Below are 25936 nucleotides of genomic sequence, written 5' to 3' on the forward strand. Positions count from 1 at the left end.
GGGCCCCCACCCTCCCCCCCCGGGCGCCACCGCGCCCCCCCCCCCGCCGCCCCCCCCCCGCCCCCCCCCCCGCCCCCCGGGGGGGGGGGGGGGGGGGCCCCCCCCCCCCCCCCCCACGCCGGCGAATCATGTTCCGCGAGTGAACGTCCGATGAAACCTAACGCTCGTTCATTCAGCCGGGCGGACCCCGCGGATACCGTCTCTACATGCGGCTCGGTGTGCTGGACGTCGGCTCGAACACCGTGCATCTGCTCGTCGTCGACGCGCACCGCGGCGGCCACCCGACACCCATGCACTCGGAGAAGACCCAGCTGCGGCTGGCCGAGCACGTCGAGGCGGGACGGCTGACCGAGGCCGGCGCCGACGGCCTGGTGCGTGCCGTCGCGCGGGCGCGGCTGGCCGCGATGAACGCGGGCTGCGAGGAGCTGCTCGCGTTCGCGACCTCGGCGCTGCGCGACGCGAGCAACTCGGCCGCCGTCCTGTCCCGGGTCCGGGCGGAGACCGGCATCGTCCTGCAACTGCTGTCCGGCGAGGACGAGGCCCGTTACACGTTCCTCGCCGTCCGCCGCTGGTTCGGCTGGTCGGCCGGTCGGCTGCTGGTGCTCGACATCGGCGGCGGATCGCTGGAGCTCGCCGTCGGCATCGACGAGGACCCCGAGGTGGCACTGTCGCTGCCGCTCGGCGCCGGCCGGCTCACCCGGCAGCGGCTCGCCGAGAACCCGCCCGCCCGCGGCGACCTCGACCAGCTCTCGGCGGACCTGGACGCCGCGCTCGCGCCGGTCGCCCGGCAGCTGCGCCGCGGCGGGCAGTACGACCTCGCCGTCGGCACCTCGAAGACGTTCCGCTCGCTGGCCCAGCTCGCCGGGGCGGCCCCGCCCGGCGCCGGGCTGCGGGCGCCGCGCACGCTGACCGACAGCGGACTGCATCAGCTGTTCGGATTCATCAGCCGGATGGCCTCGGCCGACCTGGCGGGCCTGGACGGGGTCAGCCCGGGCCGGGCGCACCAGCTGGTCGCCGGCGCGCTGGTGGCGGGCGCCGCGATGCGCGCGCTGAAGGTCAGCGAGCTGCACATCTGCCCCTGGGCGCTGCGCGAGGGCGCGATCCTGCACCGGCTGGACACCCTCGGCGTGCCCACCCCGGCACAGCGGCCGTGGCCGCTCACCGACCGGTACCCCGGGATACGCAATCAACCTCGCGCGGCGACGGTGCTGGGCCCGTCCGCGGCGAGACGAAGTTGACCCACGGCGGTGTCGGGCGCGTCTATCCTGTACGCACTGATCTCAATGCGTCACGAGGAGTTCATGTGCCGGAACGCACCACCGACAAGACGGTGACCGTCGAGTTGGGAGAGTTGGCGCGCGCGGCGGTGCTCACCGCCGCGCCGGATCAGATCGACCTGTACGCGGCGGCCACCGCGCGGTGGGACGCCGGCGCCGGGCGCCGCGGCCGGACCGGCGGATCGGTCGGCTCGGGGATCGAGCCGATGCTGCTCGCCGAGGTGATCGGCCCGGTACTGCTGGGTGCCGCGGCGGAGGTGCTGGGTGCCGCGACGGTCGCCGCGTGGGGCCGCCGGCGCCGGTGGTTCCGGCGCCGACGCGATGCCCGACCCGGACCGGCCACGCGGGTGACGCTCGACCCGGACCAGGTGGAGGCCCTGCGGGCGGCGTGCGTACGGCACGCGACGACGCTCGGGCTCGGCCCGGCCGAGGCGACGATGCTCGCCGACGCCGTGCACGGCGCCCTGAGCCAGGCTCTGGCGGAGGCCGACCCCGTCGATGAGTAGCCCGGCCGCCGTCGCCGGTTCGCCGGCGGTCGCCGCGCCGCGCCGCCTCATCTCGGCGTACGTCCTGGTGGCGGTGGCGTTGATGCTGCTCGGTGGCGGCGCCGCTGTGGCGATGCGCGACGCGTACAGCGCGCGGCAGCCGGCGGCCGCGATCCGCTGCCTGGACCAGCAGGGCATCGGCTGGCAGGCCCCGCAGGGGGTCGATTCGCCGTGGCAGCAGAGCCCCGAGATCCGGGAGCGGATCCAGGCGTGCGTCGCGCCGTGGGCGCGCGACCAGGGCCTTTTCCTGCTGGCCGGCGCCGTCCTGCTGCCGGCGGCCGCCATGCTGCTGATGATCGGCGGTGCGCTGCTGGTGCGGTGGCGGCTGTCGCGCGACGCGGTGACCGCGCCCCACACCGCCGCGGCCGGGCTCGCGGCGGAACGCTTCGAGGCCTGGTGCGACCTGCTCGGCCTCACCGGGCGGCGGCGCCCCCGGCTGGTCCTGACCGCGCCGTACGCGTCCGGGCGGCAGGCGTTCACCACCGGCCTGCCGTTCGCGGCGCCGCGGGTCGTGCTGCCGCTGGGCCACGCCTACCTGGAGCCGGCCCGGTTCGACGTGCTGGTGCTGCACGAACTCGCACACGTGCGGTCCCGCGACGTGTCCTGGGCCGCGGCGGTGTGGTGGACCGGCTGGCTGAGCGTGCCGGCGCTGCTCGTGGCGCTGAGCCCGCTGGCGCGGTGGCCCCGCCTGCGACCGGTGATTCTCGACCAGTACCTGCCCTCGCTCGCGCTGGCGGTCGCGCTCTCGGTGATCGTGCTCGGCCTGCGGGCGGCGCTGCTGCGTCGGCGTGAGCTCGCGGCGGACCGCTACGCGCGGGAGGTCCTCGGTGACCCGTACGCGATGAGCAGCGTGCTCGATCCGGCCGCCCGGCGGCATGCGGCGTGGTTCCGGCGGGTGTGGGAGGTGCATCCGTCGCCGGCGGTGCGGGCCGGCCTCGACCCGGCCGCGGCGGACCGCTGGGAGGGCGGGTTCGCCGTCAGCGCCGTCGCCGGCATGCTGGCGATGCTGACGATGCAGTCCGTCTTCACCGCCCTGTCGGGCCTCGGCCTGGGGTGGGACGCCCGGCTGCCGCTGAACCTCGCGACCGCCGCCGGGAGTCTGCTGTGGGCGGGCGTGATCGTCCCGGCGTGGTGCCGCCGGGCACGACAGGCCGGGGGCGCGGCGACCTGGCCGGGCCCCGTCGCCGGCGCGGTGCTCGGCATGCTCGCGGGCTTCCTGGTCCAGTTTCCGGGACAGGCGACGAGGTCGTCCCTCGGGCTCTGGCAGGGACTCTTCGCCGGCCATCTCACCGTCGCCGTAGCGACGATGGCAGTGGTCGCGGCCGGCGTGGCGGTCCTGACCGCCGGGCTCGCCGTGTCGGCCGACCGGGCCGGCCGGGCCGTCGGCGCGGTCCTCGCCGCCGCGGCCGCGTGGACCGTCGCGTTCACCACCTTGATCTGGGTCCTGATCGGACACCTGCAGGCCGCGGACCCGAACCATGGCCGGACCATGCTGATGGGCGCCGGGCTGTGGGAGTGGCGGTGGGCGCCGCCGCTCGTCCTGGTCGGCTGTGCGCTCGCCGCGCTGGGCCGCCGTGCCGTGCCGGCGTCCGTCGTGGCGTGGGCGATCGGTGTCGCGGCGCTGGTCGGCGGAGTCGCCGCCGGGCTGACCTGGCACCTGCGGATCGACTCCGCCGCCTCCGACGACCAGCTGTTCGTACTGGTCAGCCAGCGTTCCATGATCTGTGCCTGCGCCGGATGGGTGGTCCTGGTCGTCCTGCTGTCCGGCCGCCGGCGCGGTGCGGCGGTGCCCGCGATCCCCGGCGCGCTGGCCGGCGGGTTCGTCGCCGCGGCCCTGGCCGGTGCGGTGACGTTCGGCGTCGCCGCCGCCGGCGGCCGCGGGCGCAGCCTGGACGTGCTGCTCGACGCGGTCCGCTGGCCGATGTGGCAGCTCTTCGTCGCGGCCGTGCTGACCCTGCCGGCGCTGATGGCCGGCGTGCTGCTCGTGGACCGGTACCGGCGGCGGCAGGCCACCGGCCGCGTTTCCGCGATCGCCGCGGGCGTGCTCGCCGGGGTCCTCGGCGCGGCGCTGGCCGTCGGAGCCGTGCCACCGGTGGCCGTCGGCCCGCACGACTGGTCGGACTACCTGGCCTCCCTCGACACGGCGCCCGGCCGCGACCCGGGTCCCCTCCTCACGGTGCCGTCCCTGCCCGCCTCGGTGGGCGGCGGCGACCCCGGTCGTCCCGTCGACGCCGCCGCGGCCGACGCGGCGCTGGCCGTCGCCGACCCGCTGCTTCCGGCCGGGCACCGGCGCGTCGAGACTGACTCCCCGGACGACGGCACGGTCCCGGACGTCCGGCCCGAGGCCTGCCGCGCGGCGCTCGTCCGGCACGGGAAGGTGGAGCGCGCGCGGCCCCGCACCGCGGACGTCACGCGGAGGTACAAGATGCCCGTCGGCCCCCACCCGGAGGTGACCGTCACCGTCGGCATCACGTCGTACGTGACGCCGGTCCGCGACTTCCGGCTCGATCGGGAGCTGACCGACCGGTGTGGGCGGCTCACGCTCCCCTCGACGGTGAGCGACAACGGCCTGTTGGACGGCGGATACGCCGGCGCGAAGGCCCCGGCCGTGCCGTACCCGGCGTACCGCAGCGACTTCACGCTCACCGGTCCGGTCCGCACGGTGCCCGTGGTGACGACGATGTCGTCGCAGCGGGTACTCGTCGGGCACAACGTGGTGTCCGTCGAGATCCTGCTCAGCGCCTACGGCGGGCCGCCGTCGGCGGAGGTGCTCGGCTACCGCGAGCGGCTCGGCGAGGCGCTCCTGATCGCGATCGTCGACGGCCTCCGGGCCGGCCGGTGAGGGTTGCAAGGATCAGGACGTGGTGACGCGCAGGCCGCGGCGGGCGAAGTGCGCGGCGGCCGCGGCGATCTGCTCCGGCGTCGCCGCGGGGGTCTCCGCCAGCGGGTACGCCTGACCGAGCTCGCGGTACTTGGCGACGCCGAGCCGGTGGTAGCCGAGGATGTCGACCTGCTCGACGATGCCGCCGTCCGCGGCCGAGCCCCAGCCGGCGGCGATGTCGGCGACGCCGGCGACGTTGTCCGGGTCGTCGGTCAGGCCGGGCACGAGCACGTACCGGATGCGGATGCGGTTGCCCCGGGCCGCGAGCCGGTCGCCGAACGCGAGGGTCGGCTCAAGGCCGACGCCGGTGACCTTCCGGTACGTCTCCGGGTCGCTGGACTTGACGTCGAGCAGGACCAGGTCGGTGTCGTCGAGGAGCCCGTCGCTCGCCCGGGCGCCGAGGAATCCGGCGGTGTCCAGGGCGGTGTGCATGCCCTCCTGCTTGCAGCGGTGCAGGTACGCCTCGATGAAGGTGCTCTGCAGCAGCGGCTCGCCGCCGGAGACGGTCACCCCGCCGCCGGACGCCTGGATGAACGCCTTGAAGCCGAGCATCTTGCCGACCAGGTCGTCGAGGGTGACGCGCTGGCCGTTGCGGCCCTCCCAGGTGTCCGGGTTCTGGCAGTACAGGCAGCGCAGGGGGCAGCCGGCGAAGAAGGTGACGAACCGGGTGCCGGGCCCGTCGGCGGCGGTCACCACGTCCCACGAGTGCACCATCGCGACGAGTTCACCGCGCGGCGTGCGCGCATCGGCCAGAGTGATGCCCAGGTCGGGACGCTGGACCGCGGTGGCGTTCACAGTGCGCCGTGGAAGGTGCGGGAGACGACGTCGCGCTGCTGCTCCGGCGTCAGGCGCACGAAGTTGACCGCGTACCCGGAGACCCGGATGGTCAGCTGCGGATAGTTCTCCGGGTGCGCCATCGCGTCCTCGAGGGTGGCCCGGTTGAGCACGTTGACGTTCATGTGGAACCCGTAGGTCGAGGTGTAGCCGTCGAGGACGCCGACGAGGTTGCGGACCTGCTCGTCGCGGGTGCTGCCGAGGCCGTTCGGGGTGACCGTGGTGGTCAGCGAGATCCCGTCCAGGGCGTGCTCGTACGGCAGCTTCGCCACCGACAGCGCCGCGGCGACCATGCCGTGCTTGTCGCGGCCGTTCATCGGGTTCGCGCCCGGCGCGAACGGCTGCCCGGCCCGGCGGCCGTCCGGGGTGTTGCCGGTGTGCTTGCCGTAGACCACGTTCGAGGTGATCGTGAGCACCGACTGGGTGTGCACCGCCTGCCGGTACGTCGGGTGCGTGCGGATCTTGGCCATGAACGTCTCGACCAGCCCGACGGCGATGGAGTCGACGCGATCGTCGTTGTTGCCGTACGCCGGGAAGTAGCCGTCGACGATGTAGTCGACGACCAGGCCGTCCTTGCGGACCGGGTGGACCTCGGCGTACTTGATCGCCGACAGCGAGTCGGCGGCGACCGACAGGCCGGCGATGCCGCACGCCAGGGTGCGCAGGATGTCGGTGTCGTGCAGGGCCATCTCGATGCGCTCGTAGGCGTACTTGTCGTGCATGTAGTGGATGATGTCGAGGGCGTTGACGTAGGTGGCGGCCAGCCACTCCATCATCGTGTCGAACCGCTCGACGACCTGGTCGTAGTCGAGCACGTCGCCCTCCAGCGGCGGCAGCGCCGGGCCGACCTGTGCGCCGCTGTTCTCGTCGCGGCCGCCGTTGATCGCGTACAGCAGGGTCTTGGCGAGGTTGACCCGGGCGCCGAAGAACTGCATCTGCTTGCCGACGGCCATCGCGGACACGCAGCAGGCGATCGCGGTGTCGTCGCCGAAGCGGGGCCGCATCAGGTCGTCGGACTCGTACTGGATCGCGCTGGTGTCGATCGACACCTGCGCGCAGAAGTCCTTGAAGCCCCGCGGCAGCGCGGGCGACCAGAGCACGGTCAGGTTCGGCTCCGGCGCCGGGCCCAGGTTGTAGAGGGTCTGCAGGTACCGGAAGCTGCTGCGGGTGACCAGCGGGCGGCCGTCGGCGCCGATCCCGCCGATCGCCTCGGTGACCCAGGTCGGGTCGCCGGAGAACAGCTCGTCGTACTCCGGCGTGCGCAGGAACCGCACGATCCGCAGCTTGATCACGAAGTCGTCGACCAGCTCCTGCGCCTGCGACTCGGTTAGCCGGTGCTCGGCGATGTCGCGCTGCAGGTAGACGTCGATGAACGTGGACGTGCGGCCCAGCGACATCGCGGCGCCGTTCTGCTCCTTCACCGCGGCCAGGTAGGCGAAGTACAGCCACTGGATGGCCTGGCGGCCGGTGCGGGCCGGGCCGGAGATGTCGTACCCGTACGTCGCGGCCATCTGCTTGAGCTCGGCCAGGGCGCGGATCTGCTCGGACAGCTCCTCGCGGCGGCGTACGGTGTCCTCGGTCATCGGCTGCGCCGCGCAGGCGTCCTTGTCGGCCTGCTTCGCGGCGATCAGCGCGTCGACGCCGTACAGGGCGACGCGGCGGTAGTCGCCGATGATCCGGCCCCGGCCGTACGCGTCGGGCAGGCCGGTGATGATGTGCGACCGGCGGGCGGCGATGATGTCCGGGGTGTACGCGTCGAAGACGCCGTCGTTGTGGGTCTTGCGGTACTTGGTGAAGATCTCCGCGACGGCCGGGTCGGGCTCGTACCCGTACGCCCGGAGCCCGCCCTCGACCATCCGCCAGCCGCCGTTCGGGATGATCGCGCGGCGCAGCGGCGCGTCGGTCTGCAGCCCGACGATCAGCTCGCTGCCGCGGTCGATGTAGCCGGGCTCGTGGCTGGTGATGGTCGACGGGGTGTGCGCGTCGACGTCGTAGATGCCGCGTTCCCGCTCGACCGGGAACATCTTCGACAGCCTGTCCCAGATCCCGCGGGTACGGTCGGTCGGGCCGGCCAGGAACGACGAGTCCCCCGTGTACGGCTCGTAGTTGGCCTGGATGAAGTCGCGCACCGCGATGCCGGTCCGCCAGTCGTCACCGGCGAACCCGCGCCACGGGTCGAGTCCGGTGGTGGTCGTGTCGATAACGGTCGCGCTCATGTCGATCCCCCCGGTGGTGTCCCGCCTACCATCGTGGTCCAGTCGCCGCGGGATGTCCGTCGAACGCCATCGGTCAGACGTCACCGAGCGGCGGCCGCCGACTCCGCGGCGAGCTTCACCTTGGTACGCGCACCGCCCCGGCGCCCCGGCAGCTTCGGCGCGGTCCCGTGGTAGGCCGCGGCCATGAGCTTCTGCATGTCGTCGAGCATCGGCGCGCGCGGGTTGGCCGGCGCGCACTGGTCCTCGTACGCGTTGAGGGCCTGCTGCGGCAGCGCGGCCATGAACGTCTCCTCGTCGACGCCGAGCTCCGCGAACGACGACTCGATGCCGACCGCGGTCCGCAGCCGCTCCACCGCCGCGGCGAGCGACTCCACCGCCTCGTCCGGGCTGTCGGCCGGCAGGCCGAGCATGCCGGCGATGTCGGCGAAGCGCCGCGGCGCGGTGTAGCTCTCGTACTTCGGCCAGCCGGACAGCTTCGACGGCGCGCTGCCGTTGTAGCGGATCACGTGCGGCAGCAGCACGGCGTTGGTACGGCCGTGCGCGATGTGGTACGTGCCGCCGAGCGTGTGCGACATGGCGTGCACGATGCCGAGGAAGGCGCTGCCGAACGCCATCCCGGCGATCGTGCCGGCGTTGTGCATCCGTTCCCGGGCGTCGGCGTCGCCGTTGACCACCGACTCCTCGAGGTTGGCGAAGATCAGCCGGATGGCGTGCAGGGCGAGGCCGTCGGTGAAGTCGTTGGCGTAGACCGACACGTACGCCTCGATCGCGTGGGTGAGCGCGTCGAACCCGCTGTCGGCGGCGATCGCCCGGGGCATGCTCGCGGTCAGCGCCGGATCGATGATCGCGACCGTCGGGGTCAGCGCGTAGTCGGCGAGCGGGTACTTCTTGCCGGTGCGGTGATCGGTGATGACCGCGAACGGCGTCACCTCCGCGCCGGTGCCCGAGGTCGTCGGCACGCAGACCAGGCGGGCCCGCTCGCCGAGGCTCGGGAACGCGAACGCGCGCTTGCGGATGTCGAAGAACTTCTCCCGCATGTCGTCGAAGTCGACCTCCGGGTGCTCGTACTTGAGCCACATCACCTTGGCCGCGTCCATCGCCGAGCCGCCGCCGAGCGCGATGATCGTGTCCGGGCGGAACGAGCGCATCAGCTCGGCGCCGCGGTCGACGCTGGTCATCCGCGGCTCCGGTTCGACGTCGTCGATGATCTGCAGCACCACCCGGTTCGGGTGCCGCTGCAGGACCCGGCTGATCCGGTCGACGAAGCCGAGCCGGGTCATCGTCGCGTCGGTGACGATGGTGACCCGGTGCACGTCGGGCATGTCGCTCAGGTAGCGGATGGCGTGCGGCTCGAAGTAGATCTTCGACGGCACCTTGAACCACTGCAGGTTGTTGGTGCGCCGCCCGATCCGCTTGATGTTGATGAGGTTGACCGCCGAGACGTTGTCCGAGACCGAGTTGCCCCCGTAGCTGCCGCAGCCCAGCGTCAGCGACGGCAGGAACGCGTTGTACATGTCGCCGATGCCGCCCTGCGACGCCGGCGAGTTCCAGATCACCCGGACCGCCCTGACCCGCTTGCCGAACTCCACGACCAGCTCCGGGTCCTCGGTGTGGATCACCGCGCTGTGGCCGAGCCCGTGGAACTCCACCATCTCGGTGGCGGCCCGCAGGCCCTCCTCCCGCGAGCCGACCCGCAGCACGGCCAGGATCGGGCACAGCTTCTCCCGGGTCAGCGGCTCGTTCTCGCCGACCTCGCCGACCTCTGCCAGCAGCACCGAGGTGTTCGGCGGGACGCTGAACCCGGCGTGCTCGGCGATCCACGCCGGTGACATGCCCACCACGTCGTGGTTGAGCCGCGCGCCGCTGCACGACTTGCCGAACGCCGCGGTGCCGAAGACGAACTCCTCGAGCTTGCGCTTCTCGTCCTCGGTGACCAGGTACGCGCCCAGCCCGCGGAACTCCGCCAGCGCGGCGTCGTAGATCGTGTCGTCGAGGATCGCCGCCTGCTCGGAGGCGCACACCATGCCGTTGTCGAACGACTTCGACAACACGATGTCGTTGACGGCCCGCGGCAGCTTCGCGCTCGCCTCGATCCAGGCCGGCACGTTGCCGGCGCCGACGCCGAGCGCCGGCTTGCCCGCCGAGTACGCCGCCTTGACCATGTTGTTGCCGCCGGTGGCCAGGATGGTGGCGATGCCGCTGTGGTGCATGAGGGCGGTGGTGGCCTCGACGGACGGCTGGTCGATCCACTGGATGCAGTTCTCCGGTGCCCCGGCCGCGATCGCGGCGTCCCGGACGACGCGCGCCGCGGCGACGCTGCACTGCTGGGCGGCCGGGTGGAACGCGAACACGATCGGGTTGCGGGTCTTGAGCGCCAGCAGGGCCTTGAAGATCGCCGTCGAGGTCGGGTTCGTGGTCGGGGTGATCCCCGCGATCACGCCGACCGGATCGGCGATCTCGGTGATGCCGGTGATGTCGTCCTCGCTGATCACGCCGACGGTGCGCAGCTTCGCCATGCTGTGCGTGACGTGCTCGCACGCGAAGATGTTCTTGACCGCCTTGTCCTCGAAGATGCCGCGCCCGGTCTCCTCGACGGCGAGCCGGGCCAGCGCGGCGTGCTGGTCGAGGGCCGCGACCGACGCCTTCTTCACGATGTGGTCGATCTGCTCCTGGTCGAGCGCGTCGTAGTCGGCGAGGGCCTTCAACCCGGCGGCCGCCAGGCCATCGATCATGATCGAGACGTCGGTCATGGTTCCGTCACCCCATCGGTATCCGGCGGCAGGCGTTCCCCGTTCGAGGATGACCCCCGCCCGTCGCCGCGGCGCACCGAATCGACCGATACCAACGTCTGACTATCCGGATGCATTCATAACGTCTGGCCTATCTGCTCTGCGATATGCCTGTACGCTCCCGCATGAATATGGCGCTCAATCATCACACTAATATTGACGTGCATCGAATGGATGCTTAGCGTTCAGGCACGCACCCGGCGCGTGCCAAACCCTGCCCGCGCCGACTCCTCCGCGCGAAAGGGCGTTGACCATGCTCCGAGGAGTACGTCGCACGACGCTTGCCGCCACCACGCTCCTGCTGTTGCTGGCCTTCGCGGGCCCGCCGGCCACGGCGCACGACCCGGACACCCCGGAAGGCAAGACCGAGCAGGCGGAGCTGCTCCGCATCTACGAGCCCACCTGGCGCAGCGGCGAGCGTCTCGCCGGCGCGCCGGTGACCTGCGTCAACGGCCTCGCCGACAGGTACCCGTGCAAGAACGTCGACCTGCTCAGCTTCCTGCCGCAGTCCGCGCTGGGCGGCGGCGGCTCGTCGAGCATGTGGTACTGGGCCGACACCACCGACAGCAACGAATACATCCTGTACTGCCGCTCCAACGGCGTGTCCTTCGTCAACGTCACCGACCCGGGCAACCCGAGATACCTCGGGAATCTGCCGTCCGCGAATGGCGTCAGCTCGTCGTGGTGCGACATCCGCACCTACCGGAACTACGCCTACATCGGCAAGGATTCGGTATCCCACGGCATCCAGATCTTCAACCTCAACAAATTGCGCGGCGTGACCACCCCGCAGACGTTCACCGCCGACGCCCGCTTCACCGGCCTGACGAACAGCCACACCCTGTGGATCAACCAGACCACCGGATTCCTGTACGTCTCCGGGGCGAGCACCTGCAGCAAGGGCCTCACCATCTACGACATCAAGACGGCGCTCACGCTCCGGCAGGTCGGGTGCTACAACCGTGAGGTCTACTCGCACGAGTCGATCGTGGTGAACTACGCCGGCCCGGACACCCGGTTCACCGGCCGCGAGATCGCGTTCAACTTCACCGGCCAGGGCAAGCGGTTCCAGATCCTCGACGTCACCGACAAGGCGAACATCAAGGTCCTGTCCAGCGTCACCCATCCGGGCGCCAGCTTCATCCACCAGGGCTTCGCGACCGCCGACTACAAGCACATGATCGTCAACGACGAGACGATCAGCACGCGCGGCGGCAGCCCCGAGTTCGTCTACAACATCGAGAAGCTCGACGCCGCCCGCTACGTCGGCAAGGACGTCGCCGTCCGTGGCGAGTTCGTCAACCACAACGGCTACACGGTCGGCAACCGGCACTTCCAGGCGTCGTACCGCGGCGGCCTGCGGATCCTCGACACCACCTCCGCCGCCTCGGCCCAGCTGCCCGAGGTCGGCTACTTCGACGTCGACCCGGCCTCCAACGCCAGCGGCTACAGCGGAAGCTGGATGGCGCTGCCGTACCTGAAGAACGGGGTGGTCGCCGTGCAGAGCATCGGCGTCGGGCTGTTCCTCGTGCGGCCCACCGGCGCGGCGGCCGTACGCTGACCGGCCGCGCCTCGCGTCACCGCCGCCTCTCGGCGGCGGTGACGCTCGCCGGCTTCGCCGGGGCCGCCTACCTGTTCGCCGACAGCCGGGCGCCGTCCGCGGCCCCCGCGCCGGCCCCGGTGCCGAGCAGGGTCGCCTACCACAGCGACGGGCTCTCCGACGCCTACGACGGCTTCCGCGCGGAGCCGCTGGCGCTGCCCACCGGCCGCGGCCCGGGCCGGGTGTCGTTGCGCATCACCGGCCCGGCCGGTACGGCCACCGACTTCCAGTACGTGCACACCAAGCCGATGCACATGTACGTGCTGCGTGACGACCTGTCCGGCTACCAGCACCTGCACCCCGAGGTCGTCGACGGCGCGTGGACGGCGCCGGTGACCATCACCGACGGCGGCGCCTACCGGGTGTACGCCGAGTTCACGCCGCACGGACGCCCCGCGGCCGCCGATCCCACCGTGCTCGGCGTGCCGTTCGTCATCGCCGGCGATACCAGCATGGTCCCGGTGCCCGCGCCACGGGCGGAGATCAGGTCGGGCCCGTACACCGTGCGCCGCCTCGACGGCGTCGCCGACCTGGCCTCCGGCACGCAGACCGCGCTGCGGTTCCAGATCCTGCGCGACGGCCGCCCGGCGGCGCTGGAGCCGTACCTCGGCGCGTACGCGCACCTGTCCAACTTCGAGGTGCGCACGCAGGGCCTCAAGCACCTGCACCCGCTGCCGGCCGACGCCACCGGCGGCGCGCCGGCCGACGGCGTGCTCGCCTTCCACGCCGCCTTCGCCGAGCGCGGCGACAAGCGGCTGTTCCTGCAGTTCCGCGCCGGCGGCGCGGTCCGTCAGGTGGCGTTCACCATCTTCACGACCTGACCTGGTGCAGGCCGTCCAGGACGGCGAGCTGGGCGGGGGAGAGGCGGAGCCCCTCGGCGGCCAGGTTCTCCTCGAGATGCTCCACCCGGGCGGTACCCGGAATCGGAAAGATCACCGGCGAGCGGTGCAGGAGCCAGGCGAGCGAGACCTGCGTCGCGGTGGCGCCGGCCTCGGCCGCCACCGCGGCGACGGCGGCCGTCGTTCCCGAGGTGCCGGCCGCGACGGGCCGCCACGGCAGGAACGCGATGTCCGCCCGCTCGCAGGCGGCGAGCACGGGCTCGTGCTCGCGGTCGAGCAGGTTGTAGCGGTTCTGCACGCTCGCCACCTCGACGATCGCGCGCGCCTGGTCCAGCTCGTCGACGCCGACCTCGGACAGCCCGATCCGCCCGATCTTGCCCTCGGCCCGCAGCTCGCGCAGCGCACCGAGCTGATCGGCGAGCGGCGTCTCCGGGTCGATCCGGTGCAGCTGGAGCAGCTCGATCCGCTCGACGCGCAGCCGGCGCAGCGCCTGGTCGACCTGGGCGCGCAGCGAGGCCGGCCGGCCGTCCATTCGCCACCCGGGGTCGGTGTCCGTGCGCGTGATGCCGACCTTGGTGGTGATGAGCAGCCCGTCCGGGTAGGGGTGCAGGGCCTCGGCGATCAGCTCCTCGTTGGCTCCCCAGCCGTACAGGTGCGCGGTGTCGATCAGGGTGACGCCCAGCTCGACGGCGCGCCGGAGGATCGCCTTCGAGGCCTCCCGGGCGGCACCCGCCTCGGTCGGCAGCCGCATGGCGCCGAATCCCAGCCGCCGCGTCGTCAGTGTCAACTCGTCTCCCCCGGTCGGAGGCCAACGCTATCGGAAATTCGGTGTGCGGCCCGCGACGGTGGGCATAGCGTCGCGGGATGGGAGAGGCAGACGTTTGGGTGCGCGGCTTCCGGGCGATCGCGGCGCCGGAGTCCGAAGAGGAGCGATTCGCCGGGGCCGTGCTGGTCTGCCGCGGCGACGAGAGGATCCTGGCCGAGGCGTACGGCATGGCCGACCGGGAGCAGAAGATCCCGAACGAGGTGTCGACCCGCTTCTACAGCGCCTCGCTCACCAAGATGTTCACCGCGGTGGCGGTCGCGCAGCTGACCCAGGCCGGCCAGGTCGACCCCGGCGCGCCGGTGGGCACCTACCTGACCGACTACCCCAACTCCGAGGTCGCCACCAAGGTCACCGTCCATCACCTGCTGACGCACACCGGCGGCACCGGGGACTTCTACTCGCCGGAGTACGAGGAGCACCGCACCGAGCTCCGCACCGTCGCCGACTTTGTGCGGCTGTTCGGCGAGCGGGCGCCCCGGTTCGAGCCGGGCGCCTGGTTCGACTACAGCAACTACGGGTTCATCCTGCTGGGCGCGGTGATCGAGCAGGTCAGCGGCCGGAGCTACCACGACTACGTGGACGAGCACGTGTTCGCGCCGGCGGGGATGGAGCGCAGCGGGACGCTGCCGTTCGCGACGGTGACCGACCTGGCCGTCGGGTACGCGGCCGAGGACGGGCAGGTCTTCCGCAACACCGACCTCCTGGCGTACCGGGCCTCGCCCGCGGGCGGCGCCTACACCACGGTCGAGGACCTGTGGCGCTTCGCCACCGCGCTGACCGGCCATCGGCTACTCGACGCGCGGCACACTGACCTGGTGACCACGGCGAAGCTGAACGCCGGCTGGAGCGGCAGGTGCGTCGCCTACGGCTTCCTCGACCGCACGGTGTACGGCGTCCGCACGCTCGGCTGCATCGGCGGATTTCCGGGCGCGAGCGCCGAACTGACGATCTTTCCCGACTCCGGCAATGTCGTGGCCGTGCTGGCCAACCTCGACCCGCCGATCGCGTCGCAGGTCTCCGAGTTCATCTGCCACCGCCTGCCCGTCACCCGAACAGGGCCGTCCCGTACTTGCTGACGACGATCAGGGCGAGGGTGAGCAGCCAGATCGTGATGACGAGGACGTCGTAGTCCGCGTCGATGAAGCGGGCCGCGGCCCGCTGCGCCCGGGCGGGCAGGTACAGGTTGTCGTCCCGGATGTTCACGTGGGTGAGCGTGCCGAAGACCAGCGTGGTGGAGACCGTGACCAGCAGGCACCACGGGCACAGCGCGCCGATGTTGACCATCGCCTGGTACAGCAGCCAGTACGCGAAGACGACGCCGATGGTGTAGACCACCTGGGCGGCGAACATGAACCCGCGGGGGAACCGGACCCCCGCCAGGCTCGCGACGGCGATGGTGATCACGACGGGCTCGGCGACCAGCCCGAGGAACGCGTTCGGGAAGCCGAACAGCTGCGCCTGCCAGCTCTCCGCGACCGTGCCGCAGCTGATCACGTCGTTGATGTCGCAGGACAGGTTGAGATGCGGGTCCGCGGCCAGGCGCACCGCGTCGACCGACAGGACGAACGAGGCCAGCAGGCTCAGGCAGGCCGAGAACAGCATCGTGCCGTAGATCCAGGCGTCGGCGTGGCGCAGCTGACGGAACCAGGTCAGCGGGTCCCGCATCACCCAGCCGCCTCGGTGATCGCCTGGGTCAGCGGGCCGACCGCGTACAGGTCGCCCTCGAACACCTTGCCGTTGATCTTCACAAACGGTGTGCCCTCGAGACCCGCGGCGAACGCCTCCTCGGTCGACGCGGCGACCCACGGCTCGAAGATCCCCTGACCGAACGCGCCGACGACCGGCTCCGGCACGCCGGCCTGGCGGGCCAGCCCGGCGATCTGCTCGTCGGACAGGCCCTCGCTGCCCTCGGCGGGCTGGTCGGCGTAGAGCGCCGAGTTGAACGCGAGCAGCTTGTCCGGCGCCCGGTCCTGCACGGTCGCGGCGGCGTTGGCGGCCCGGCTGGAGTAGCGGGTCCCCTCCGACTGCTCGTCGAGGAAGGCGAGCGGGTGCAGGTACTGGCGCACGGTGCCGGCGCCGATCAGCCGGGCGATCTCGGCGCCGTTGGCGCGCTCGAACCGGCCGCAGTACGGGCACATGTAGTCCGCGTACACCTCCAGCCGGACCGGGGCCTCGGCGCGGCCGGTGACCAGCGCGCCGCCCTCGCTGCCCTGCGGCGGCACGACCGGACCGGACGCGGCGGGCCGGGCCGTGGAATCGGTGTCGCCGGCCTTCACGACGGTGACCACGATCGCGACCACCAGCCCGATGATGACGACCGCGCCGACGATGAGCGGCCACCGCGGCCCGTGGTCGGCCTTCACGGCGACCGTCCTTGCGCCTTTGCTCGGTTGCTTGGCCACCATTTCTCCAGGCTAGGAGGGTTCGGCCGACCGCATGGCCGGATCGGCGTACGCCGTTGCGAGATATACCCCAGGGGGGTATATTGGCCCGCATGACACAGGCGACCTGGGGAACTGCGGCGGCGGCGACGCTGCACTGCCTGACCGGCTGCGCGATCGGCGAGGTGCTCGGCATGGTGATCGGCACCGCGGCCGGGCTGCACGACGCCGCCACGGTGGTGCTCTCGATCGCCCTGGCGTTCGTGTTCGGCTACGCGCTGACCATGCGGGGCGTGCTGCGCGCCGGTGTCGGCTTCCGGGGTGCGTTGAAGATCGCGCTGGCGGCCGACACCGTCTCGATCGCCGTGATGGAGCTGATCGACAACGCGGTCATCGTCGCGGTGCCCGGCGCGATGGACGCCGGGCTGACCAGCGCCCTGTTCTGGGGCGCCCTGGCGTTCTCGCTGGTGGTGGCGTTCGTGCTGACCACCCCGGTGAACCGGTGGATGATCTCGCGGGGCAGGGGTCACGCGGTGGTGCACCAACACCATCACGCACACTGAGGGGCATCGGGATGCTGACCTGGGATCGGGTGCTGTCGTGGCGGATGCGCCGGCAGCTCCTCGACCGGCCGCGGGGGACCGACGCCGAGGGCGTCGTCGAGCGGCTGTGCGGCGTGCAGGCGCAGGTCGCGTCCGCCGCCGAACAGGCCATCGCGGCGCGTCTTCCGACGCCGGCCACGGGTGGGGCGCGCCGGGCCCTCGACGACCGTCGGCTGATCAAGGTCTGGGCGATGCGGGGCACGCTGCACCTGCTGAGCGCGGGGGACGCGCCCGCCTGCCTGAGCCTGATGGCGGCCGCCCGCACCTGGGAGAAGTCGTCCTGGCAGAAGACCTTCGCCACCGCGGCCCAGATGGCCGCCATCGCCGACGCCACCCGCGCGGCCCTGCACTGCCGGACCCTCACCCGGGAGCAGCTAGCCGCGGAGATCGTGCGGCGCACCGGGGACGACTCGCTCGCCGGGCCGCTCGGCTCGGGCTGGGGCGCGGTCCTCAAGCCGCTGGCGTGGCAGGGCCTGCTGTGCAACGGGCCGAACGACGGTAACAAGATCACTTTCACCGCGCCGGAGACGTGGCTCGAGGACTGGCCGGGCCTGCCGGAGCCCGACGAGGCGGCCCGGCGCGTCATCCCGGCATATCTGGGCGCATACGGTCCGGCCACGATGGACGCCTTCGACCAGTGGCTGATCCGCGGCGGTACCAGGAAGGCCGCGCTGCGGGGCTGGTTCGCCGCGCTGACCCGGTCGGGCGAGATCACCGAGGTGTCGGTGGACGGCGTGGCGGCGTACGCCCGAACCGGGGATCTCGAGGACATCGCCGGTGCCGGGCCGATGACCGAGGTTCGCCTGCTGCCGGCGTTCGACCAGTTCGTGCTCGGGCCGGGCACCCGGGACGAGCGGATCATCGCGCCGCACCGGCGGGCGCTGGTCAGCAGGGCGGCCGGCTGGATCTCGCCCGTCGTGGTGGCCGGCGGGCGGGTCGCCGGGGTCTGGGAGCAGGGCGACACCCTCGACGTCACGCTCTTCCCGGAGGCGGGCGACGTCTCCGAGGCGGAGCTGGCCGCGGAGGCGGCCAGGATCGCCGGCGGCGACCTCGAGCTGGTGGTGAAGTGGGCCTCGGCCGACGGCCGTTAGGTCATCGAGAGCGGATCGGGCGGGAAGAGCCGGTGCCCGTCCCAGGGGTCGACCGGCGCGGGGTAGGCGGGCTCCGCCGCGACCGGCCCTGCGGGGACAGGCTCCGCCGTGATCGGTCGGGTGGGGACAGGTTCCGCCGTGATCGGTCGGGTGGGTGCAGGTTCTGCCGTGATCGGCCGAGTGGGGGCGGGTGACGTCGTCACCGGCCGGGCGGGGGTTGGTTCTGCCGTGGTCGGTCGGGTGGCGGCAGGTGCCACCACCGATCCGGCGGGGGTTGGTTCCGCTGTGACCGGCCGGGTGGGGATGGGTTCCGCCGTGATCGGTCGGGTGGGGTTAGGTGCCGCCTTGACCGGATCTGTGGGGGCGGGCACCGCGAGGAGGTCCGTTGCGGTGGCGCGTTCGTCGTTGAGCCGGGCGCGGGCGGCCTCGAAGACCGGCCCGGTGAGGCCGGCCAGCGGCTCGTCGCGCCAGCCCTCGAGCGCCCGGCGGATCTCGTCGGTCCCGTGTTCGGTGCGGGCCCGGGCCAGCGCGGCGCGGAAGACCTCGGCGTCGACGGCGTTCTCGTCGGCGCGGAGCAGGTACCCGCCGTCGGTCAGCGCGATGAGCGACGTCCGCTGCGGGTCGAGGGCCCGGCGCAGCGCACCGATGTAGCGCTGCACCACGTCGACGCCGTTCTCCGGCGGATCGCCGCTCCAGAGCGCGGCGACGATGCGGGGCAGCGGCACGGGCCGGCCGGCGTTCAGCAGCAGCATGGCGAGGACCGCCTGCTGCCGGGGCGGCCCGAGGTCCACCGGTTCGGAGCCCCGGTAGGCGCGGACCGAGCCGAGGATCTCGAACCGCAGCGGCATGGCGGACGAGCCGTCGGTCATCTCGAAATCCCCACAGAGCAGCGGTCCTCGACTGCGGCGGTGCGGCAGCCAGCAGCAGCATATCGGGCGGCGCGACGGCAGAAACCCGACGAAAGTGCCGTCCTGGCGAGCCCACATCGCCGGCCTGGCCTGGACCGAAGCAACTAGGTTCCTAGGATGCCTGACCGAGTGTGAGGACGGTAACCGCTGTGCAAGGCAGCGCGGGTGCAGCATCGCTATCGGAGGCAGAACCGGTATTTGATCTCCTTGCCCGGCTGCTGTGTCAGGTCGCTGATGATTCCGTAGCAGCCCGGGGGATCGTCGGACTTCGTGTCGATCACCGCGTGTGCCTCGCCGATCGCGTCGACGGCGACGGTGAACGACGTGCGGTAGAGGCGTGACTGGGCATCGTAAAGGTGGAAACGGGCCGGCCGGTTCGCCGGAAAACCGCCGAGATACAGGTCGAGGTCGGTGCCGAGGAGGCGGGGTTCGTTGTGCGGGGCGTCGAGCCAGAAGCGCGGCGAGCTCCCGCGTGTCAGCGTGAACCCGAGGCCGGCCTCGAGTTTCTCCTGTCTGGCCGTTACCTGGTACTTCCCGAGCGGGTCGCCCGGCAGGACCGGGAACCTTGTCGCGTAGTAGTTCCCGGTCGGCAGCAGCGTCATCGTGGTGACGGCACCGGAAGGCGCCGCAATGGTCACGTCCAGCGGCTTGAAACCGGTGCCGTCGGGCTGGTGATCGAAGCCGTGGAAACAGAGAACGATTCCCGTCGGAATCTCCGCTGTTTCCGCCACCCCAGCGATGTACGGCGACCCGGACTCCTGCCCGAAGCAGTCCGAGCCGCCGCCCATGAAGAACGACACCTGTTCGGGAACGCCTTCCGGAAGGGAGTCGCGCCGCTTGAGCAGGTCTTCCGGCTCCTCCGCGTCCGGCGACGTGGCGGTAGGCGCCGGGGTGGTGGGCGTCTGGGTGGTAGGCGCCTGGGTGGTTGCGACAGGCGCCGGGGGGCTTGAGGTCGTGCCGCCGGTGGGCGGAGTCGTTCGGGTCGGATTCAGGGCCGGTGGATGCGGTGTCCCCGGTATGGGTCCCTGGGTCGCGGTGGTGCTCCCGGTGGGCGCGACTTGGACGGGGCCGGACGGGGCGACCGCGGGAGGCTGTGGCACCCCGCGCACGGATCGGTGCTCGGAGTCGACCCTCAGCGAGACGGCGGTCGCCGTGGCCGCCACGACGAAGCCCGCGAGGGCGGCGAGGTAGCGGCTCCGGTTGACCAGGAACGAGCGCCCGATACCGGTCATCGCGAGTCCGCCATCGTCGCGAGCCGCGCGGTCGCGGCGGAGATTCGCCCGTCCACGCCGCGCAGCTCCGTCCCGGCGTCCATCGCCCGGTAGACCGAGCGGAGGTTGCGCAGGTAGACCAGCTCCCGCTCCACCATGGTCGGCCGCTCGACGTCCATGCCGCCCAGCAGGCGCAGCGCGTCCTCGTACGCCGCGGCGGCGGCCGGGTAGCCGCCGTACCGGGCGGCGCCGGGTCCGTCCGCGGTGAGGAACGCGGTGAGTGCCTGGCCGGCCCGGGCCTCCGCCGCGAGCAGCCGGGAGTGCCGGGCGTTGCCGTCCATCGGCCGGCCGGCGGGCCGCAGGCGCAGGATCTCCCGGAACTCGGCGTCGGCGTCGGCCCAGTGGTCGCCCAGGCCGGCGGCGGTCAGGCACTGGTAGGTCAGTCCGAGGCCGAGCCGGGCCTTCGTCCGCAGCAGGCCACGTACCGCCGGGTCGTCGCCGTCGGCGCTGGTGAGGGCGGCGCTGTAGTCGTCGATGGCGTGGCCGAGGGGCTCCGCGCGGGTCCGGCCCGGTTGACAGCCGGCGGCCGCCCGGGTGGCCTCGGCCAGCCCGATCCGGGCCCGGGTGTACGCGGGGTTCCGCGACAGGGCCAGCCGGTAGTAGTCGGCGGCCTGGCCGAGCCGGGTCTTGTCGTCGCGCCCGACGGCGTTGCCGAGCATGAGGTAGAGCACGTCACGCCGGACCGTCCGGTGGCCGGCGGCCTCGTCGACCCGGTCGAACTCGGCGTCGGCGGTCAGGAGTCTGTCCTCGGCGCCGGCGAAGTCGTCGAGCGCATAGTCGCCGAGGCCGCGGACGAACGCCACGACGGCCTTCAGGTAGTGCAGGGTCGCCTCGGTGAGCTCCTCGTTGATCTCGAGGTTGCGCGCGAGGACGTCGGCCGGCTCGGTGATGCTGATGTCGTGCAGGCCGACGAACTCCGGCGTCTCGCCGAACGTGCGGTCGGTGATCAGCAGCTCGATCGCGACGGTCAGCCTGCCGTTCGCGGAGTGCAGGCGCGCGGTGACCACGACGTCGGCGCCGTGCTCGCGCGCGACCCGGCCCAGCGCATCGCCGCGGCCCGGGCCCGCCTCCGGGTCGACGACCTCGATCCGGTCCGGTCCGCGCAGCTGGATCGCCGCGACCTCGTCCGACCAGGACCTCAACTCCCGGTGCAGGCCGACCTGCAGGCGGCTCGCCACCTGCTCCTGCACCGGCCCCGACCACGCGAACGGGGCGAGCACGATGTTGAACAGGCCGGTCATCCGCGGCCGGGCCGCCGGCATGCTGGCGCCGAGCAGGCCGAGGGTGAGCGCGGTGACGACGGCGGCCGTCAACGCCCGCGACAGCGGCGAGCGCCGCCCGGCGGGTACCTCCGATGGTGGTGGCGGTGCCGCACCGGCCCGCGCCGACGCCGCGGCCGTCGCGCCGGAGGGCCGCGGCGGCGGCAAGGTGATTGCGTCGAGGTCGTTCGCGCCGAGGTTCCCGAGTCTGCCGTCGTTGCGCAGGATCGCCCGCTGCAGCCCCGACATCGCGGGGCCGGGCTCGATGCCCAGCTCGTCCGCGAGCTGATCACGGGTGCGCCGGTACAGGTCCAGCGCCTCGCTCTGGCGGTCGCTGCGGTACAGCGCGAGCATCAGGTACGAGACCAGGCGCTCGTGGTACGGGTACGCGGGCAGCAGGCCGACGAGGTCGGCGACCACCTCGTGGTGGCGGCGCAGGTCGAGGCGGGCCGCGGCGCGCAGTTCGAGGGCGGTCAGCCGCTGCTCCTCGAGGAGGCGGATCTCCTCGGCCATCGCGCCGGCGCCGCCGAGGTCGGCGAACGGGGTGCCCCGCCACAGCCCCAGCGCCTCGGTGAGCGTGGCGTCGGCGGTGGCGACCTCGCCGCGCCGGTGTGCGTCGCGGGCGTCGTCGACGAGCGCGCGGAACCGGGCGGTGTCAAGCTCGCCGGGCGCGACGGTGATGGTGTAGCCGCCCGGGCCGTGACGGATGCGGTCCTCGTCGCCGAGGGTCCTGCGGAGCCGGCCGACATAGACCTGGACGGTCTTGCGCGCGGTCGCCGGCGGCCGGCCGGGCCACAACGACTCCACGATGGTGTCCACGGAGACCGGCTGCCCGGGCCGGTGCAGCAGTAGGGCCAGCAGTCCGCGCAGCATGGCCGCGTTGACGACGACCGGCGCATCGTCGCGGCGCACGGTCAGCGGACCCAACACCCCGAACTCGATCACACGGCCCCCCGACCGCCGCACCCGGCAGCGAATGCTGCCCTGCTGGCTAGCAGCGTGCACCGCGCCGGAGGACCTGTCGACCCCTTGTCAGGATCGGGACTGGCGAGCATCGATCCGCGATGTCCGCCGACCGTGACGTCGGTCGATGCGTTTACCGCCGCGCTGCCACGGCGCTACCGGTCCTCTCCACACTGGCCGGGCATGACGAGCTGCCGGACGGCGGAGCGGCCGTCGCGGCGATCCCGGGGAGGTAGTCGGTGTCAGCAGAACGGTCGAAGGCCAGGCCCGCACTCAAGCGGCTCTTGGGCATGGTGCTGAGCGGGATCATGGTGATCGGGGGGACCGTTCTCGTCACCCCGGCGCCCGCCTACGCATGGGGTGCCTGGGCCGAGGTGCCCGGCGCCATCCTCACGGTCGACACGCCGGCGGTGGTCGGAGACACCGCCGAGGTGTTCGTCCGAGGCACGGACAACAAGATCTATCGAAACCGCAGAACCGGCGCCAACTCGTGGGCGGGTTGGTGCGAGGTTCCCGGAAACGGCTACACCCTCTCGGCGCCGGCCGCGGTGCTGGTCCCCGGCGGGCTGTTCCTGTTCGTGCGTGGCACCGACAACCGGGTCTATTTCACCCAGCGCACCGGCATCGGCTGCACGCCGTCGAATTATGTGAAGTGGACTCCGTGGCAGCCGATCCTCAAGAACTTCAGCGGTGCCTACAGCGGCCTCACCTACAGCGCCCCGAGCGCGGTCTTCGAATCCGCTGGGGGGCAGAACCGTATTCATCTGTTCATCAGGGGACTCGACGATCGCGTATACCAACGTCACCATGTCGGCGGGGGCTGGCAGGGGGAGTGGGACCCCAGTCCGAGCGACGGGGCCACACCGGACGCGCCGGCAGCCGCGCTGATGGCGGACGGGCGCACGATCGCCCTGACGGTCCGCGGCACCGACAACCGGATCTACCGCAACATGAGTGATCCCGGCGGCTTCACCTGGCAGGGCTGGGGGGAACTGGACGGGGACGGCACCACCTATCAGGCTCCCGGCGTGGCGTACGACTCCATCGGGAACTTCCGGACGTTCGTCAACGGAACCGACGCCTACATCTATCGGCACTACGGCTACTACTGGTACCAGGAGCCCGCCGGCCGGCAGAGCTTCTCCGCTCCCGCGGCGGCCTTCACCCAGTTCGGGTTGTGCGTGTTCATCCACAGCCCCAAGAGCGGCGTCGTCATCCCGCGCGGCGGCGTCTTCTTCAGCTGCCAGTAACGGCCGGCACAGGGGCGAGGTGCATGGGGGACCTCGCCCCTGTGTTCGGCACAGCCGGGCGTCCGGCCACGCGGCGTTCCGGCGCTGTGGCAGGGTGAGCTGACAGTCAGTCGCTACCCGCGGAGGCACGCAGTGGGCTCGGAAACCAGCACGGACCTGTCGGTCACCGTCGACGACGGCGTGGCCCTGCTGGAGCTGCGCCGGCCGCCCGCCAACCACGTCGACGAGGCTCTGCTGACCCGGCTGGTCGACGCCGCGTCGGCCCTGGACGACGACCCCGCCTGCCGGGTGATCATCCTGGCGTCGCAGGGCAAGCACTTCTGCGCCGGCGCGGACCTCGGCGAGGGCGACTTCGTCCGCGACCGCCCGGCCGCGGCGCAGGGCCTGTACCGGTGCGCGGCCCGGCTGTTCGAGGTGCGGACCCCGATCATCGCCGCGGTGCAGGGCAGCGCCGTCGGCGGCGGGCTCGGCCTGGCGTGCGCCGCCGACTTCCGGGTCGCGGAGGCCTCGACGCGGTTCGTGGCGAACTTCGCCCGGCTCGGCTTCCACCAGGGGTTCGGCCTGAGCGTGACGCTGCCGGAACTGGTCGGCCGGCAGAACGCGGCGGACCTGCTGCTGACCGCGCGCCGGGTCGGCGGCGAGGAGGCCGTACGCATCGGCCTCGCCGACCGGCTCGCCGCGCCGGGACTGCTGCGCGAGACCGCCCGGGAGCTGGCGCTGCAGCTCGCCGGGTCCGCGCCGCTGGCGGTACGGTCCATCCGGCGCACCCTGCGCGGCGACCTGGCCGCCCGGGTCCGCCAGGCGCTCGACCATGAGCTGGCCGAGCAGATCGAGCTGTGGTCGACCCGCGACAGCGCCGAGGGCATCGAGGCGAGCCTGCAACGGCGTACCCCGGTGTTCCGCGGCGAGTAGCCCGCACCCGCGCGATCCGGCGTTGTGGTCGAATGTCGGCGTGACCGACCGGCGACCGCACTTCACCGACGACACCAAGACGCTCCCGGGCCTGCGGCTGACCGCGGTTCCGCGGCCCTGTGGCCTGGTCGTCGACGCCGACACGAGGCAGCTCCTGCGCGACGGCCTCGGCCGGTTCGACATGGAGGTCCGCTGGCTGGCTCAGCTCGACGACGCCGGCGTGTTGCGGCTGTGGCGCTCCTGGACCGGACATCAGATCTATCAGGCCGTCCTCGAGCAACAGGCGGCCGACCGGTGGGTGATCCGCGACCTCGCCGTCGAGCAGGAACCGGATCGGACCGGGGGACCGCTCTCGGCGGAGCCCCGCGAATTCGAGGGCGTGCTCGCCTCCGTCGTCAACACCCTTCGCCGTCTCCGGGCCGGTCATGGCCCGTACGGCCCGGACCCGGACGCGGAACCGCTGCCGCCGACCTGGCCATGTTGAGGGTTCTGGTCAGCGGCTGCCTGGGCGGCGCGCCGCTGCGGTTCAACGAGACCGGGGTACCGGTCGATTCGCCGATCTGGCAGCGGTGGGCCGCCGAGGGGCGCCTCGTGTCGCTGTGCCCGGAGGTGGCCGTCGGGTTCCCGGTGCCGCGCGAACCGGCCGAGATCGTCGGCGGCAGCGCGGCCGACGTCCTCGACGGCCGCGCCCGGGTCCGCGAGGCCTCGGGCCGTGACGTCACGGACCTGTTCAGGGCGGCGGCGCAACGGGCGGTCGACCGGGCGGTGCAGGCCGGCGTCGGCCTCGCCGTCCTGGTCGACGGCAGCCCGACCTGCGGCAGCACCTATGTCCACGACGGAACCTTCGCGGGCGTCACCGTCGCCGGGAGCGGCGTCGCGGCCGAGGCGCTGCGCAGGCGGGGTATCCCGGTGTTCTCCCACGATCAGCTGGACCGGGCGGCGTCCACGCTGGCGGAGCTGGAGCGTGACTCCTTGAGGCCCAGCGACCGGTAGAGGTCGCGCGGTGACGTCGCGCGGGCCTCGACGTAGGCGTTCTCGAAGAAGTCCAGGAAGGGGGCGTCCCGAATGCTCCTTTCGGCCCGGATGAACGGCTCGAGCGCCTCCCAGCTCCGCTGGATCCGGTAGTTGCCGATACTGAGGACGATCCGCCGGTCGACCAGCCCGAAAACCGTCATCATCCCCAGGTTCTCGAACATGAACCCCACGTTCCACGCGGCCGCGGCGGCCGGCTCCGGAAGGCCGCTGATCCCGAGGGCCGGATCGTGCTCCTGTGCCAGGCGCTCGAGCACGTACCGCTGATCGACCTGAAAGTCCTTGCTGCCGAAGCGGCCGACCAGAATCTCGGCCGTCAGCTTCAGATCACTGGATCCGCGAACCAGCCTCAGCTGTCGTATCGCGGCCCAGGCCGAGATGGCCAGAGCGGCGACCGAAACGATCAGAGTAGCGACGTTGAAGATCAATCTTCTGCCCTTTCGCGCGCCGGGGAGAATCA

Annotated in this window: 22 protein-coding genes; 12 read left to right on the forward strand and 10 right to left on the reverse strand. The window is 72.3% G+C overall.

Annotated features, from left to right (window positions below):
• Positions 1 to 206: 206 nt before the first annotated feature.
• The 3 genes from ACIBSW_RS18540 to ACIBSW_RS18550 all read left to right on the forward strand — a co-directional run bounded on the left by ACIBSW_RS18540 (position 207) and on the right by ACIBSW_RS18550 (position 4664).
• Complete coding sequence (locus tag ACIBSW_RS18540; protein WP_354730049.1) at positions 207 to 1238, forward strand: Ppx/GppA phosphatase family protein; 1032 nt, start codon at positions 207 to 209, stop codon at positions 1236 to 1238.
• 65 nt (positions 1239 to 1303) lie between these two features.
• Complete coding sequence (locus ACIBSW_RS18545; protein WP_354730047.1) at positions 1304 to 1783, forward strand: hypothetical protein; 480 nt, start codon at positions 1304 to 1306, stop codon at positions 1781 to 1783.
• The gene (locus ACIBSW_RS18550; RefSeq protein WP_354730045.1) at positions 1776 to 4664 is read left to right on the forward strand and encodes a hypothetical protein; all 2889 of its coding nucleotides are present in this window, start codon (positions 1776 to 1778) and stop codon (positions 4662 to 4664) included. Before ACIBSW_RS18545 ends, ACIBSW_RS18550 begins: the two co-directional genes overlap by 8 nt.
• Before the next feature lie 12 nt (positions 4665 to 4676).
• Here the strand turns inward: ACIBSW_RS18550 and pflA are convergent, their stop codons facing one another.
• The 3 genes from pflA to adhE all read right to left on the reverse strand — a co-directional run bounded on the left by pflA (position 4677) and on the right by adhE (position 10503).
• Positions 4677 to 5498, reverse strand: a complete 822-nt coding sequence (gene pflA, locus ACIBSW_RS18555; RefSeq protein WP_354730044.1) for a pyruvate formate-lyase-activating protein — start codon at positions 5496 to 5498, stop codon at positions 4677 to 4679.
• Complete coding sequence (pflB, locus tag ACIBSW_RS18560) at positions 5495 to 7753, reverse strand: formate C-acetyltransferase (protein WP_354730042.1); 2259 nt, start codon at positions 7751 to 7753, stop codon at positions 5495 to 5497. The genes pflA and pflB overlap by 4 nt, the downstream gene beginning before the upstream one ends.
• An 80-nt stretch (positions 7754 to 7833) precedes the next feature.
• Positions 7834 to 10503 (reverse strand): bifunctional acetaldehyde-CoA/alcohol dehydrogenase, encoded by a 2670-nt coding sequence (gene adhE, locus ACIBSW_RS18565; RefSeq protein ID WP_354730040.1) that lies wholly within the window; start codon positions 10501 to 10503, stop codon positions 7834 to 7836.
• A 292-nt stretch (positions 10504 to 10795) separates the two neighbouring features.
• Here adhE and ACIBSW_RS18570 point away from each other — a divergent pair, with 292 nt between their 5' ends.
• On the forward strand, positions 10796 to 12103 hold the full coding sequence (locus ACIBSW_RS18570; protein WP_354730038.1) for a choice-of-anchor B family protein: 1308 nt from the start codon (positions 10796 to 10798) through the stop codon (positions 12101 to 12103).
• Positions 12104 to 12141: 38 nt separating this feature from the next.
• Positions 12142 to 12963 (forward strand): hypothetical protein, encoded by an 822-nt coding sequence (locus ACIBSW_RS18575; RefSeq protein ID WP_404799378.1) that lies wholly within the window; start codon positions 12142 to 12144, stop codon positions 12961 to 12963.
• Here ACIBSW_RS18575 and ACIBSW_RS18580 read toward each other — a convergent pair.
• Positions 12953 to 13768 carry an aldo/keto reductase gene (locus ACIBSW_RS18580; RefSeq protein WP_354726452.1) on the reverse strand — a complete coding sequence of 272 codons (816 nt, stop codon included), beginning with the start codon at positions 13766 to 13768 and terminating at the stop codon, positions 12953 to 12955. The genes ACIBSW_RS18575 and ACIBSW_RS18580 overlap by 11 nt on opposite strands.
• 77 nt (positions 13769 to 13845) lie before the next feature.
• Here ACIBSW_RS18580 and ACIBSW_RS18585 point away from each other — a divergent pair, with 77 nt between their 5' ends.
• Positions 13846 to 14883 (forward strand): serine hydrolase domain-containing protein, encoded by a 1038-nt coding sequence (locus ACIBSW_RS18585; protein WP_354726454.1) that lies wholly within the window; start codon positions 13846 to 13848, stop codon positions 14881 to 14883.
• Here the strand turns inward: ACIBSW_RS18585 and ACIBSW_RS18590 are convergent.
• On the reverse strand, positions 14852 to 15472 hold the full coding sequence (locus ACIBSW_RS18590; protein WP_354726456.1) for a vitamin K epoxide reductase family protein: 621 nt from the start codon (positions 15470 to 15472) through the stop codon (positions 14852 to 14854). The genes ACIBSW_RS18585 and ACIBSW_RS18590 overlap by 32 nt on opposite strands.
• The gene (locus ACIBSW_RS18595; RefSeq protein ID WP_354726458.1) at positions 15472 to 16170 is read right to left on the reverse strand and encodes a thioredoxin domain-containing protein; all 699 of its coding nucleotides are present in this window, start codon (positions 16168 to 16170) and stop codon (positions 15472 to 15474) included. Before ACIBSW_RS18595 ends, ACIBSW_RS18590 begins: the two co-directional genes overlap by 1 nt.
• A 131-nt stretch (positions 16171 to 16301) precedes the next feature.
• Here ACIBSW_RS18595 and ACIBSW_RS18600 point away from each other — a divergent pair, with 131 nt between their 5' ends.
• Both ACIBSW_RS18600 and ACIBSW_RS18605 read left to right on the forward strand, forming a co-directional pair.
• The gene (locus tag ACIBSW_RS18600) at positions 16302 to 16751 is read left to right on the forward strand and encodes a DUF4396 domain-containing protein (protein WP_354726460.1); all 450 of its coding nucleotides are present in this window, start codon (positions 16302 to 16304) and stop codon (positions 16749 to 16751) included.
• A gap of 11 nt (positions 16752 to 16762) precedes the next feature.
• Positions 16763 to 17881 (forward strand): winged helix DNA-binding domain-containing protein, encoded by a 1119-nt coding sequence (locus ACIBSW_RS18605; protein ID WP_354726462.1) that lies wholly within the window; start codon positions 16763 to 16765, stop codon positions 17879 to 17881.
• Here ACIBSW_RS18605 and ACIBSW_RS18610 read toward each other — a convergent pair.
• The 3 genes from ACIBSW_RS18610 to ACIBSW_RS18620 all read right to left on the reverse strand — a co-directional run bounded on the left by ACIBSW_RS18610 (position 17878) and on the right by ACIBSW_RS18620 (position 22264).
• Positions 17878 to 18750 carry a winged helix-turn-helix domain-containing protein gene (locus tag ACIBSW_RS18610; RefSeq protein ID WP_354726464.1) on the reverse strand — a complete coding sequence of 291 codons (873 nt, stop codon included), beginning with the start codon at positions 18748 to 18750 and terminating at the stop codon, positions 17878 to 17880. The genes ACIBSW_RS18605 and ACIBSW_RS18610 overlap by 4 nt on opposite strands.
• A 215-nt stretch (positions 18751 to 18965) precedes the next feature.
• On the reverse strand, positions 18966 to 20021 hold the full coding sequence (locus tag ACIBSW_RS18615) for a hypothetical protein (protein ID WP_354726466.1): 1056 nt from the start codon (positions 20019 to 20021) through the stop codon (positions 18966 to 18968).
• Positions 20018 to 22264, reverse strand: a complete 2247-nt coding sequence (locus tag ACIBSW_RS18620; protein WP_354726468.1) for an AfsR/SARP family transcriptional regulator — start codon at positions 22262 to 22264, stop codon at positions 20018 to 20020. The genes ACIBSW_RS18615 and ACIBSW_RS18620 overlap by 4 nt, the downstream gene beginning before the upstream one ends.
• A 257-nt stretch (positions 22265 to 22521) precedes the next feature.
• Between ACIBSW_RS18620 and ACIBSW_RS18625 the strand changes: the two genes are divergently transcribed.
• The 4 genes from ACIBSW_RS18625 to ACIBSW_RS18640 all read left to right on the forward strand — a co-directional run bounded on the left by ACIBSW_RS18625 (position 22522) and on the right by ACIBSW_RS18640 (position 25437).
• Positions 22522 to 23532 carry a hypothetical protein gene (locus ACIBSW_RS18625; protein ID WP_354726470.1) on the forward strand — a complete coding sequence of 337 codons (1011 nt, stop codon included), beginning with the start codon at positions 22522 to 22524 and terminating at the stop codon, positions 23530 to 23532.
• 132 nt (positions 23533 to 23664) lie between these two features.
• The gene (locus ACIBSW_RS18630; RefSeq protein ID WP_354726472.1) at positions 23665 to 24444 is read left to right on the forward strand and encodes an enoyl-CoA hydratase/isomerase family protein; all 780 of its coding nucleotides are present in this window, start codon (positions 23665 to 23667) and stop codon (positions 24442 to 24444) included.
• A gap of 40 nt (positions 24445 to 24484) precedes the next feature.
• Complete coding sequence (locus tag ACIBSW_RS18635) at positions 24485 to 24928, forward strand: hypothetical protein (protein ID WP_354726474.1); 444 nt, start codon at positions 24485 to 24487, stop codon at positions 24926 to 24928.
• Entirely contained in the window at positions 24922 to 25437 is a 516-nt protein-coding gene (locus ACIBSW_RS18640; protein WP_354726476.1) for a DUF523 domain-containing protein, read from the forward strand. The genes ACIBSW_RS18635 and ACIBSW_RS18640 overlap by 7 nt, the downstream gene beginning before the upstream one ends.
• On the opposite strand, the gene ACIBSW_RS18645 is transcribed toward ACIBSW_RS18640, so the two are convergent.
• Entirely contained in the window at positions 25368 to 25904 is a 537-nt protein-coding gene (locus ACIBSW_RS18645) for a hypothetical protein (RefSeq protein WP_354726478.1), read from the reverse strand. The two genes, ACIBSW_RS18640 and ACIBSW_RS18645, sit on opposite strands and share 70 nt — an antisense overlap.
• Positions 25905 to 25936 lie beyond the last annotated feature (32 nt).

It is taken from the genome of Actinoplanes sp. NPDC049668, from assembly GCF_044465445.1.
Lineage (GTDB): Bacteria > Actinomycetota > Actinomycetes > Mycobacteriales > Micromonosporaceae > Actinoplanes.